The following is an 11,926-nucleotide window of genomic DNA, read 5'->3' as shown; positions in this document are numbered from 1 at the left end:
TTCGGTCTCAGGCGGCCTGTTTGGCGGTGACAAAAGCCGCAAGGCTGGCCACGTTGGAAAAGTGATTGCGAGTGTCTTTGGCGTCGGCGTCTATTTTGATGCCGTAGGTTTTTTGAATCGCCAGGCCCAACTCCAGTGCGTCGACTGAATCCAGCCCCAGACCTTCGCCAAACAGGGTCTGTTCGTCGCCGATGTCGCTGATGCTGATGTCTTCGAGGCCCAGGGCATCGATGATCAGCTGTTTAATGTCGCTTTTCAGATCGCTCATCTGTGGCGAGCTCCTTAATAAAATAGTCATGCACGAAGTCATTGAGCAGGCGCGAGGCTTTGGGCGGTGGGCCAAGCGCAGTAAAGGTATTTGGATCTATATCGGCCCCGACCCGAAAACTGAAGTGCACCCGCCGATTGGGTATGCGGTACCAGGGCTCGGCCTTGGTCAGCGTGGTGGGGCTGACCTTGATCACCACCGGGGTGAGGATCTTCGCACCCCGCAACGCTATCGAGGCGGCGCCGCGATGAAAGGCCGGGGGCTGGCCCGGCAGCGTGCGTGTGCCTTCCGGGAAAATAATCAGGGTCTGGCCTTCACGTAACGCTCCCGCGGCGCTCTCGAGCATGTCGACGCTGCCATCATTGCTGATGTACTGCGTGGCACGCACGGGGCTTCGGGTGAACGGGTTTTGCCAAAGGCTTTGTTTGACCACGCAATTGGCGTTTTTCACCAGCCCGATCAAAAAAACCACATCGATAAGCGACGGGTGGTTGGCGATGATCATCTGACCCGGGCGCCCCAGTCGTTCGGCCCCTTGCACGTCATAGGTCAGCACGCCCATGCGGGCCATCGTGCGGATAAACAGCCAGAACAATCGGCTTACGGTTGCTCGCACGCGCTCGCGGTGACGAACGGCGTCTCCTGGCAGACAACTGAGCACCGGGAAAATCACCAGGCGCAGGCACAGGCACCCCAGGCCGAACAGTGCAAAACTGATAGCTGTGGCGATCAGGCGCCAAATATAAGCATCGCGGCGGCTCACAGGCTGTGTTGCCAGTTCCAGACGCGGTTGTTCCAGACGTGTTGGAATGATGCCTGCCCATCGTGCAGGTGGCGTAACAGGTTCAGGGCATGGGGCCACGGGGCTTTTGCGCTGCCGGTGGCGGCGCTTGTGAGCGAAACCTGCCATTGCTTGCCCGGTGTCAGTAGCAAGCCGACGGCATAAGGGAAGGGCACATCATCGATCCAGCGCGCATAGGCTTGTGGCGGGTGTTCTTCTGTGATGATCAGCAGTACAGCGGGCGAGCCTTCATTCAACAGGGCGCAGGCCTCGATCAGGCCGTGTTCCAGGCCATCTCCGGCGGCGGCAAGTGCGGTCATCTCGCTGGTCTCGCCGCGCATGATCGACCACAGGCCAATCACCGCGTTATGCACCGAGAGGCTGAATTGTGTCGGAGACAAGGGCTGGTCGGCAGCCAGGTCGCTCAGGATGTCGAATGTGCGGGGGGTTTCACCGTGGCGCGAGGCAAAGACCAGCGGCAGGCCTTCATGGCCTTGTGCCAGTGGCCAGCCGACGCTGAACGCCATGCGCGCCATGCGGCTGAGCCGTCGGCGTTGCATCGCGGGTAAAAACGAGACGTCGGGTGCTGCGTCGCTGGCAGCGGGTACGCTGGGTTGCTGGCTCCAGGCTTGCCAATCGGCCACGCTGTCGAGGCCCGGAGCCCAGGCACGCCACGCGGCGATATTGAAATTGATCACTGGAGTTTCATCCCGCCCTTGCAGGCTTCCTTGATGCGAAAGTGGGCATCGATCCATGCCGCACCTAATACAGAATGACGACATTATCCCGGTGCAGTTGGCTGGTAGCAAATTTTGCTTACATTTCCAGTATGTTTCGTCTGTGATCTGAAAAAAATAGGGTCAATGCGCTTTAGGTGTGAGAGGTGTTTATTTGTTTTCTCAGATAAACGCCCAAAGGCTGTAGTTCATTTCGTAGCAAGGTAGCGAAGCCGCGCAAAGGCCATCTACACTCGGCTACTCATTGGTACACGGAGGTTTTGAAATGCGGCGCGTGGTGTTCAACCAAAAAGGCGGTGTGGGTAAATCCAGCATCGCGTGCAACCTGGCGGCAGTCAGTGCCAGCGAGGGTTACAGGACATTGCTGGTGGATCTGGACGCCCAAGCCAACTCCACTCAATACCTGACTGGCCTGACCGGCGACGATATCCCGATGGGGATTGCCGACTTCTTCAAGCACAGTTTGACGGCCGGAGTAGGTTCGAAGAAAAACCGGGTCGATATTTACGAAACGCCTTTCGAGAATTTGCACGTTGTTACCGCCACGAGCGAGCTGGCCGATTTGCAGCCCAAGCTTGAGGCCAAGCACAAGATCAACAAGCTGCGAAAACTGCTTGATGAATTGTCCGAAGACTATGATCGCATTTATGTCGATACTCCGCCCGCACTGAATTTTTACGCTGTATCGGCTCTGATCGCCTGTGATCGGGTATTGATTCCGTTTGATTGCGACAGTTTTTCACGTCAGGCACTGTATGGCTTGCTGGCGGAAATCGAAGAGCTAAAAGAAGACCACAACGAAGATCTGATGGTCGAAGGCATCGTGGTCAACCAGTTCCAGGCCCGGGCCAGCCTGCCGCAGCAAATGCTTGATGAGTTGATTGCCGAAGGGCTGCCGGTGCTGCCGATGTACCTCAGCAGCTCCGTGCGTATGCGCGAGTCACATCAGGCGTGTCAGCCTTTGATTCACTTCGACCCGCGGCACAAGCTGACCCAACAGTTTGTGGAGTTGCACGATTATCTGGATCAGAACGCTTAAGCGCTGATGCCCTGGCTGCGCAGCCAGGCGGTGAGTTGCTGCAAAGGTAACGCACCGCTCTGGCGAGCTACTTCACGGCCGTTTTTAAACAGTATCAGGCTGGGGATCGAGCGAATTCCCAATTGCCCGGCCAGTTGCTGATTGGCCTCGCTGTCGAGTTTGGCCAGTCGGCATTTGCCGATCAGCTGGCTGGCGGCTTGCTCAAATATCGGGCCAAAGGCTTTGCAGGGCCCGCACCACTCTGCCCAGACATCTACCAGCAATGGCAGGTCGCCTTTGATCTGGCTGGCATAGTCGGTTTGTTTCAAATCGAAGGGTAAGGCCAGTAGCACAGCATTTTTGCAGCGCCCGCATTTGGGGTGCTCGCCGATGCGTTCGGCGGGGATACGGTTAAGGCCGTTGCAGTGAGGGCAAGGGATCAGCAGCGGTTCGGTCATGGGTAAATACTCCACAAAGAGGGCTCTGTGTAGCCGCTGCCGCAGGCTGCGATAAGGGCCGAAGGCCCTTTGAAATCAGGAATGCTGCGCAATCCATCGCCGCCTGCCCCAGCGACTGCAGGTTCAGGGTGTGCAGTTCAGCAGACAATCCCTCAACCCGCCACCGGCGTCAGTGGCCAGATCCACGGGATCACCAGCATCGCCACGATCAGCATCAGCACATTCAATGGGATGCCGATGCGCATAAAGTCGCTGAACTTGTAACCGCCCGCGTTATACACAAAGGTGTTGGTCTGGTAGCCAATCGGCGTGGCGAAGCTGGCACTGGCGGCAAACATCACGGCCACCACGAATGGCCGCGGGTCGACGCCCAGTTGCTGCGCCACACCAATTCCGATCGGCGTCAGCAATACCGCCACGGCATTGTTGGAGAGGATCTCGGTGAGGATGCTGGTCAACAAATAGATAAACCCCAGCATCAGCAGCGGCCCGGCATGAGGGAGGGCGGCCATGGTCTGGTTGACCACCAGATTGATCAGGCCGACTTTATCCATCGCAATGCTGATGGCCAGCATGCCGAAAATCAGACTGAGGATTTTCCAGTCCACCGCCTTGTAGGCGTCCTGCACGTCCAGGCAACGGGTGGCGACCACGGTTACGGCGGCGATCAACGCCAAGCCTTCGATGGGCATGATCTCGAGTGCTGCGAGCAGCATCACCGCCAGCGTGGAAATGATTGCAATCGGCGCCTTGTCGCGGCGATATGCACGCTCAAGGACAGTATTGAGGCTGATCAAGTCGCCATTTTCGGCAAAACGACGAATTTGCGAAGGTGTGCCTTCGACCAGAATCACATCGCCAAATTGCAGGTGCAGGTCGTCGAGATTGCCTTGAATGTTTTCGTCCTGACGATGCACCGCGAGCACCGCAATGCCATATCGCGCTGTCAGGTCGAGGTCGCGCATGGGGCGGTGGCTGTAGCGGGAATTTCGCCCCACGATGGCCTCGGCGAGGATCACATCGTGGTTGCTGATGGTTTCGAACGCGTCGCCACGGTTAAAGGCCAGCACGCCGCTTTCGCGCAGTTCGACCACATTTTGTACTTGCCCGTGCAGCACCAGGCGGTCGCCGCTGCGCAACTGGGTGGTAGGTTCAGGCGTGGAAAGCTCTTGCTCGTCGCGAAAAATCTTCAGTACTTGCAGGCCGCTGCCACCATTCAGATCGGCTTCAGCCAGGGTCTTGCCGATCACGGGGGAATCGTGGGGCACCAGCAATTCGCTCATGAAGGTGCGCGTCAATTCCGGGCGCAGTTGCTTGGACAGGCTGTCGCGATCAGGCAGCAGGCGGTTGCTGAAAATCATTAGGTACACAAAACCCACGGCGGCAAACATCAGCCCGGCCTGAGTGATTTCGAACATGCCAAAAGGCGCGAGCCCGGCTTTGCGCGCGACCCCGTCCACCAGAATATTGGTCGAGGTGCCGATCATCGTCAGCATCCCGCCCAATACCGTGGCGTAAGACAGCGGGATCAGCAGCTTGGAAGGTGAACTGTGGGCGCGCTTGGCCAAGGCAATTGCCACTGGGGTCAAAATGGCCACCACGGGGGTGTTGTTCAAAAAAGCCGAAATCACCAGCGCGGTAATCATCAACCCGCCCAGAACCCGCAGCGGTTGGTCGCCCACCAGATTGCCCAGCCAGTTGCCCAGAGCATCAATGCAGCCGGTGCGTTCCAACGCGGCCGAGAGCACAAACATGCAGGCAATCGTGGCGGGGGCCGAGTTGCTGAGCACGCTCAACACTTCGTGGGGCGTGAGAATTTGCGTGACCAGCAGGGCGGCGACGGCAATGGCAGCCACCACATCGGCGCTCCACTTCTCGCGCACAAACGACACCAACAGCCAGACCAGCAAAGCGGCAACAAACAGCAGGGGGAGCGAGTCCCAGGACATGGGTCTTCCTTAATGCAACGAATCTCGTATGAGGTATCGGGCAGGCCAGAGCCGCCGCGCGGGCGTCACGATAATCAGGGTGGGTTAGTTCGTCTAAGACTGTTTGGGCAGGTTGTTATGCGATTTGGTTATGCCAGTGTCCAGGCGAAGTATTTGCACACACAGTGCTGAGCCAGTGGCGCATCCCCTTATCTAGGCTTAGACGCGAGACACCGACAGCACCATTAGTCAGAGAGGCGTTATCGCACATTGCGATTTGCTGATCTCTGGCTTAGCCTCCATAGCAAGATGCGATAGGGACGTTGCATGCGAGTGATAACAGCCAAGCGTATTTGGGAAGCGAAAGAACAATGGCCGCAATCGGCGAACGCTCTTGATGAGTGGTATCGCAAGATCAAGGTCCTCAACCCTGAAGACTTTGCCGCGTTAAGGTCGTTTTTCCCAGCCACCGACAAGGTAGGTTCGTTTCACGTTTTCAATATGGGAGGTAACAAGCTGCGGCTGATTGCCCTGGTGCGTTATCGGGTACAGCGCCTCTACATTCGTCATGTGCTGGATCACCGTGACTATGACAAGGGCAACTGGAAGGAGTAAGCACAATGAATGCATTGGTCGAACAGGCGGTAGAGCACTGGCAGTTTGTGTCACCCCTGCTGCGCAAACCAAAAAACGAAGCAGATTACGACGCGTTGGTTGCAGCCCTTGATCAACTGAGCGACTTGATCGGCGACGATGAAAGTCACCCCTTGATGAGCCTGGTGGACATCATCGGCGACTGGGTTGAGGCCTATGACCTTGAGCATCGACCGATGCCCAAGGCCAGCGGTGTCGATGTATTGCGCTCGGTGATGCAAGAGCACGGGCTGACCCAAAGCGATTTGCCGGGGGTTGGCACCCAGTCGGTGGTGTCCGAAATCCTCAGCGGCAAGCGCCAGCTCAACGTGCGACAGATTCGCTGGCTGGCGGATTACTTCAAAGTGCCTGTGGACATGTTTATCTGAGGCTTTGTGCCTGCGCCACGCGGTCTAGCGTGGCGTCAATCAACCCTTTACTCATTTCAATCAGTTGCAGGCTGGCGAACGTCAGGCTGTGGCTGGTTTGTGGGCTGGTGACCTGGCTTTCCGCACATAGAACGGTGGCACTGCCGAGCAATTGGGCGGCCAGTTCCAGCGCGAGGTTGATCGGGATGCCGGGGTTTACGGTGAACAGGGTTTCACCGCTAAAGCTGTGGCCGAAGGGGGTTGGGGTTTGGGTGATGATTTGGGGCATTGGAAAACTCCACTATGAGGTAAGAGTTACCACCGCTCGCCGTCAAACTTAAGGTGGCAACTGTGTGCAGGTTGACGGACCGGTCATAGTGGGACCCGGCGCACCCGAAGGTGCCCCACACACAGTCGCCATAACATTCATGCGGGCACGAGTGTGCCGAACGAATTTCTAGACTATGCGTTCCACTATGAAGAGCCCGACCGTCAAACCGGATCACGAATGTGTCGTGACGTTGGCGAGGATAGGGGCTGGTGGGGTAGGGGTCAATCGGGAGCGAGCCACAATCTCTGTGAGAGTAAATACTACGATTTGTAGCAGCTGCCGAGGAACGAGGCTGCGTTCGAGTGCGAAGCGCTCGCAAACCCGGAGTATCGGTGTTGCTTGACACACCGACGAGCCTGATTTTACGACGACTGCGCCGGAATGCCGTATCACGCCGAACGTAGCCTCGTTCCTACGGCAACTGCTACGCAGCGAGTTACGACGAACAACTGATTTCCAGATGCTTGCCCCACTCCGGTGGCCGCTCGGCATAGCTTTCCATACCCGCTTGCTCGGTAAATGGCTGGGTCAGCACCTTGTGCAAGCGCTGCACTTCGCTGTAATCCCCGGCCTGTGCCGCATCGATGGCCTTTTGTGCCAGGTAGTTGCGCAGGATGTACAGCGGGTTGACCGCGTGCATACGTTCGCGGCGGGCGCTTTCATCACTCACACCTTCACGGGCAACCCGGGCTACGTACTGCGCGGCCCATTCATCAAAGCCCTTGAGGTCGACAAATTCGTCACGCAGCTGCGCCACAGCCTGTTCGGCTGGCAAATCCCCCAAGCGACGGAAGAACAAGGTGTAGTCGATGCTGCTGCCTTGCATTTTTTGCAGCAGTGTTTCGATCAATTGTTGATCAGCGTCTTCGCCGGTGGTCAGGCCCAGACGGCGGCGCATCAGGTCGGTGTAGTGGGCCTGGTACAGCGGCAAGAACAACCCCAGGGTTTCACGCAGGGCTTCAACGCTGATAAACGGCGTTAACGCCTGGGCCAGTGCGCTGAGGTTCCACTGGCCGATAGGCACCTGGTTGCTGAAGGAATAGCGCCCTTCGTGGTCGGAGTGGTTGCAGATGAAGTTGGCGTCGAAGTCGTCGAGGAAGGCAAAAGGCCCGAAGTCGAAGGTGATGCCCAGAATAGACATGTTGTCGGTGTTCATCACACCGTGGCAAAAGCCGTAAGCCTGCCATTTGGCAATCAGCTCGGCATTGCGCTCGACGATCTCGCGGAACATCGCCAGATACGGCTCGGGTTGCTCCAGGCACTCGGCAAAGTGCATCGCCAGTACGTGCTCGCCCAGTTGCTTTTGCTGCTCGGGGCGCTTGGTGTAATAGAAATATTCGAAATGCCCGAAGCGCACATGGCTCGGTGCCAGGCGCAGGACCATGGCGGCGCGTTCCTGGGTCTCGCGCCATACCGGGGTGTCTGAGCCGATCACGCACAGGGCGCGGCTGCTGGGGATGCCCAGCGCATGCAGCGCTTCGCTGGCAAGGAACTCGCGGATCGATGAACGCAGCACCGCGCGGCCATCGCCCATGCGCGAGTAAGGGGTCATGCCGGCGCCTTTGAGGTGCAAGTCCCAATGCTCGCCCGCATCGTTGTAGACCTCGCCCAGCAATAGCCCGCGGCCATCGCCCAGTTGCGGGTTGTAGGAGCCGAACTGATGGCCGGAGTAGACCGTGGCGCGAGGTTCGGCATCGGCCCACAGGGTGTGGCCGCCAAACAGTTGGGCGAATACCGGGTCCTGGGCAACAGACGGGTCGAGATCCAGTATTGCCAGAGCGGCCTCGCTCGCGACTACCAGCCGCGGTGCGTCGATAGGCTCGGGCAGTACGTGGGTTGAAAACGCGTCACCCAGCCGAGCAAAGCGGTTATCAAAAGTCAGTTCGTCGAGGGCTTTCAATGACCGTCTCCAGTAAAGGGTTAAAGCGTGTGCAAAACCTGTAGCCGCTGCCGCAGGCTGCGATGGGCATCGAAGCAGCCTTCAAAAAACTGAAGGTCCTGCGGCCCTTATCGCAGCCTGCGGCAGCGGCTACAAGGTGTATGTATTAATCGAGCTTGCCCAGTTGCGGCTTTTGCTGCGGTGGTGTGGGTTCCACCGGCGCTTCTGGCCCAACGGGCACCAGCTTGTATTCCTGGCCCTGCAAGTTCTTGAGGTACACCTCCATCTGCTGGAACGAGATGTTGATGTGGTGGTTCTTGAATTCGCGGTTGATAAAGCGGTTAACTTCGTCGATCACCGGGTTACGGTCACCCAGATCACGAACGTGCATGCGCAATTCGTGGTCCAGGGTGCTGGCGCCAAAGTTCAGGAAGTACACGTGGGGCTCAGGGTCTTTGAGCACTCGCGGGTTTTCTTGCGCGGCCTTGAGCAGCAAGTGTTTGACCAGGTCCAGGTCGGAGCCGTAGTCGACCCCCAGCTTCAGGGTGACGCGGGTGATGGTGTCGGTCAGCGACCAGTTGATCAGTTGCCCGGTAATAAAGGTTTTGTTCGGGACGATGATGTCTTTGCGGTCGAAGTCGGTGATGGTGGTCGCACGGATGCGGATCTTGCTCACGGTGCCCGACAGGTTGCCGATGGTGATGGTGTCGCCAATCCGTACCGGGCGTTCGAACAGGATCATGATCCCGGAAATAAAGTTGGCGAAGATTTCTTGCATCCCGAAGCCCAGGCCCACCGACAGTGCGGCCACCAGCCATTGTAACTTGTCCCAGCTCACGCCCAGGGTCGAGAGGGTCGAGACAAAGCCGATGCCGATGATCACGTAGGTCAGCAAGGTGGTAGTGGCATAGGCGCTGCCCTGGCCCAGGTCAAGGCGCGATAGCACCAGCACCTCCAGCAGACCGGGCAGGTTGCGCGCCAGCGCGATGCTGATGCCGATGATGACCAGCGCACCGATCACGTCGCCGATGCTGATGGGCACCATGCTCATGTTGGCGCCGCTGCCGCTGGTGTACTCGTACAGGGTGATGTTGTCCAGGTAGGAAAATACCGAGATCAAGTCGGCCCACACCCAATACAGAATGCCAATAAAGCCCGCCAGCAGGGCCAGACGGATCAAACGCAGAGACTGTTGGTTGACCTGTTCGATGTCTAGCGTCGGCTCTTCGATGACGATGTCGTTGCCTTCGCCTGCTTCCTTGGCAGCTTGGCGCTTGGCCAGTGCACGCTGGTAGGCCAGGCGCCGTGCGGCTACCGCCAGGCCACGGACAAAGGCGGCTTCGACCACCAGCCAGAGCATCAGCAGGTAGAGGGTGTTGATCAGGCGGTCGCTGAGCTTGAGCGCGGTGTAGTAGTAGCCAAAGCACACGGCAACAAACAGCGCGAGCGGCAACAGCGCGAAAGCAAAACCGAGCAGCTTGCGCAGGCGATAGGCTTTGGTCGCCGTCTCAAAGTCGTTGAGCAACAGGCGGCACAGCAACCAGGCCATAGCGGCATAGCAGCTCAGTACCACGAGGATGCCCAGTACATCGTCTGCCAGCGCCGCCGGTTGCTGCTCGGCAAAGGCGACCACGGCCACCAGGGCCAGCACTACAAAGCCGAGCTTGCGGATCCAGTTCTGGAGGAACGCAACCAGTGGTTTTTCCCAGCGAAAATGCAACTCGGCCACGCCACCGGGTGCCAGGATCCGGTACGCGGTGTAGAACACCAGCCAGGCTTCGGCCATCTGGACCAGCGCCGCGCCGGTATTGGCGTTCATGCCGCGGGCATCGGTTTGCAGGGCATAACCGCACAGGGCCAGCGCCAGGGAAAGGGGCATTGCCAGCAGGATGTTGATCAGGATCGCCAACGGCGTGTGCCATTGGCTGTCACGCTTGAAGTGGCCAATGTCCTGATGGATTTTGTTCAACTTGCTGTAGAGGTATTTGCGCTTCCACAGCAGGGCCGCTACCACCAGCAAAAACGGTAGAAACAATAGCGGCCGTTCCACCAGGCCTTCTGCCAGCTCGGTGACGCTGGAACCCCAAGGCAGGATGGTAATTTGCTGTACCAGTTGGCTCGGGGCGGTTTCCAGCCATTCCAGGTCCAGCGGCTTATTGCTGGGGATCCAGAACATTTGCTCGTCCAGCGTGGCGCGCAGGCTTTGGGCGGTGCTGAGCAGTTGCTTCTGGTTCAGTTGCAGGGTGATCGATTCGTTGAGCACCGAGCTTAACTCGCGATTCAGGCGGTCCAGCAGATCGCTGCGGGTGTTGACCAGTTCGAGCAGGGTTTTACGCAGCTGCGGAGTGACTTGATCGGCGGGCTGGGTCGACAGCAGGTTATCGACGTAGGTCGTGGGGTTGCTGATCAGCTCGCGCTGCTGGTTGATTTCAAACTGGTATAGACGAATGTCGGCGATTTCGTCTGCCAGATTCTTATCCATTTTTTGCAGGCGCGGCAGGGCTTGCTTCTGCTTATAGAGAATCTTGGACAGCAACAAACTGCCCTTGAGCACGTTGATTTGCTCATCCAGTGCTTGATCGCTTTGAGTGACGTTGTCCAGTTGTTGCTTGGTTTCGAGGTTCTGCTGGGTGACTTCGTTGAGGCGGTCGGTACTGCGCAGCAAGTAGTCAGAAAGCTTGAGGTTGATTGCGCTTTCGGTTGCCAGCAGGCTGCTGCTGCCGGATTTTTTTGCCTCAAGGGATTGCTCGGTGACGGTTTGTTGCGACTGCGCCAGACGCTTTTGGTTGATCAGGGTTTGCAGGTCCTGGATTTCTTGATCCTGGCGCGTGGTTTTTTCCAGCAGCAGATCATGCTGGCTGCCGCTCAGGTCTTGCAGCAGGCTGTTACCGGCCAGCTCCTGGCGACGCAGTGCTATCAGTACGGTGAGCGAGGCGGCTTCAGCATTGAGCTGGTTGCGTTGATCGGGGGTGAGCAGCTTGCCGTTGTCGCGCCCTGTTTTCAGGGTGGTGCTGATCTGCTGGATGCGCGTCTGGCTGGCGCTGATTTCGGCCTGCGCCCGCTCTGGCCGGGTTTGCGCGGCAATGCTCTGGCTGTTGGCAATGGCCAGTGCTTTTTGCAACTCGCCCTGTTGCGTGGTGCGTTCAGCCAGCAGTTGTTCCAACTGTGGTACGGGCAGGTCACTGTAACGCTGCGCCACGGGTATGGCTTTGCTGGCCTTGAGGCGGGATAGTTCACGCTGGTTTTCGCTGGTCTGGCGAGGTGCACTGCTGAGCAGTTGTTTCACGTCGTTCAGGCGCTGCTCGTAATCGGCTTTGTTGGCCAGCAGGGCAAGGGTCTGCTGGAGCACTGCTTGCAGCGCTTTAAGGTCGGCGTCCGGCAGCTTGCGATCAGCAATTTTGTCGAGGCTTTGCTGTACCGCTTCTGCGGTAGGCGGTTCGGCCGCGTGTAGCGTGCCGACACAAAGGCTCAGACCGAGCAGGACGGTTGCGAAAAACGTGCGCAGAGTTGGCATAGATACCGGTC

11 protein-coding genes are annotated in these 11,926 nt (G+C 58.2%); 3 read left to right on the top strand and 8 right to left on the bottom strand.

Annotated features, from left to right (window positions below; genetic code table 11):
• Window positions 1–7 precede the first annotated feature (7 nt).
• Genes V6L79_RS01195 through V6L79_RS01185 form a run of 3 tightly spaced genes read right to left on the bottom strand, consistent with a single transcriptional unit; the run spans window position 8 to window position 1,804 of the window.
• Window positions 8–268, bottom strand: coding sequence for a phosphopantetheine-binding protein (locus V6L79_RS01195; protein WP_261740046.1), 261 nt, complete (start codon window positions 266–268; stop codon window positions 8–10).
• Window positions 243–1,052, bottom strand: coding sequence for a lysophospholipid acyltransferase family protein (locus V6L79_RS01190; protein WP_321836550.1), 810 nt, complete (start codon window positions 1,050–1,052; stop codon window positions 243–245). Before V6L79_RS01190 ends, V6L79_RS01195 begins: the two co-directional genes overlap by 26 nt.
• The gene (locus V6L79_RS01185) at window positions 1,028–1,804 is read right to left on the bottom strand and encodes a beta-ketoacyl synthase chain length factor (protein ID WP_338579706.1); all 777 of its coding nucleotides are present in this window, start codon (window positions 1,802–1,804) and stop codon (window positions 1,028–1,030) included. The genes V6L79_RS01190 and V6L79_RS01185 overlap by 25 nt, the downstream gene beginning before the upstream one ends.
• Before the next feature lie 247 nt (window positions 1,805–2,051).
• Between V6L79_RS01185 and V6L79_RS01180 the strand changes: the two genes are divergently transcribed.
• Window positions 2,052–2,825, top strand: a complete 774-nt coding sequence (locus V6L79_RS01180) for a ParA family protein (protein ID WP_261740044.1) — start codon at window positions 2,052–2,054, stop codon at window positions 2,823–2,825.
• On the opposite strand, the gene trxC is transcribed toward V6L79_RS01180, so the two are convergent.
• A complete protein-coding gene (gene trxC, locus V6L79_RS01175; RefSeq protein WP_261740043.1) occupies window positions 2,822–3,262 on the bottom strand; it encodes a thioredoxin TrxC in 441 nt (146 codons plus the stop codon). The genes V6L79_RS01180 and trxC overlap by 4 nt on opposite strands.
• 152 nt (window positions 3,263–3,414) lie before the next feature.
• On the bottom strand, window positions 3,415–5,211 hold the full coding sequence (locus V6L79_RS01170) for an SLC13 family permease (protein WP_261740042.1): 1,797 nt from the start codon (window positions 5,209–5,211) through the stop codon (window positions 3,415–3,417).
• Window positions 5,212–5,517: 306 nt separating this feature from the next.
• Here V6L79_RS01170 and V6L79_RS01165 point away from each other — a divergent pair, with 306 nt between their 5' ends.
• Both V6L79_RS01165 and V6L79_RS01160 read left to right on the top strand, forming a co-directional pair.
• Window positions 5,518–5,805 carry a type II toxin-antitoxin system HigB family toxin gene (locus V6L79_RS01165; protein ID WP_261740041.1) on the top strand — a complete coding sequence of 96 codons (288 nt, stop codon included), beginning with the start codon at window positions 5,518–5,520 and terminating at the stop codon, window positions 5,803–5,805.
• A gap of 5 nt (window positions 5,806–5,810) precedes the next feature.
• Window positions 5,811–6,212 carry a type II toxin-antitoxin system HigA family antitoxin gene (locus tag V6L79_RS01160; protein ID WP_261740040.1) on the top strand — a complete coding sequence of 134 codons (402 nt, stop codon included), beginning with the start codon at window positions 5,811–5,813 and terminating at the stop codon, window positions 6,210–6,212.
• Here V6L79_RS01160 and V6L79_RS01155 read toward each other — a convergent pair.
• From V6L79_RS01155 to mscK, 3 genes are all read right to left on the bottom strand, one after another.
• The gene (locus V6L79_RS01155) at window positions 6,205–6,480 is read right to left on the bottom strand and encodes a DUF3077 domain-containing protein (RefSeq protein WP_261740039.1); all 276 of its coding nucleotides are present in this window, start codon (window positions 6,478–6,480) and stop codon (window positions 6,205–6,207) included. The genes V6L79_RS01160 and V6L79_RS01155 overlap by 8 nt on opposite strands.
• A gap of 478 nt (window positions 6,481–6,958) precedes the next feature.
• Window positions 6,959–8,422, bottom strand: coding sequence for a protein adenylyltransferase SelO (selO, locus tag V6L79_RS01150; protein ID WP_338579705.1), 1,464 nt, complete (start codon window positions 8,420–8,422; stop codon window positions 6,959–6,961).
• Between the two features lie 145 nt (window positions 8,423–8,567).
• Window positions 8,568–11,915, bottom strand: a complete 3,348-nt coding sequence (gene mscK, locus V6L79_RS01145) for a mechanosensitive channel MscK (RefSeq protein ID WP_338579704.1) — start codon at window positions 11,913–11,915, stop codon at window positions 8,568–8,570.
• Between the last annotated feature and the right edge of the window lie 11 nt (window positions 11,916–11,926).

The sequence above is a fragment of the Pseudomonas sp. ML2-2023-6 genome, assembly GCF_037055265.1.
Taxonomy (GTDB): domain Bacteria; phylum Pseudomonadota; class Gammaproteobacteria; order Pseudomonadales; family Pseudomonadaceae; genus Aquipseudomonas; species Aquipseudomonas kulmbachensis.
Note: the sequence above shows the minus strand (reverse complement) of the source record. Positions and strands in the feature narration are given on the sequence as shown.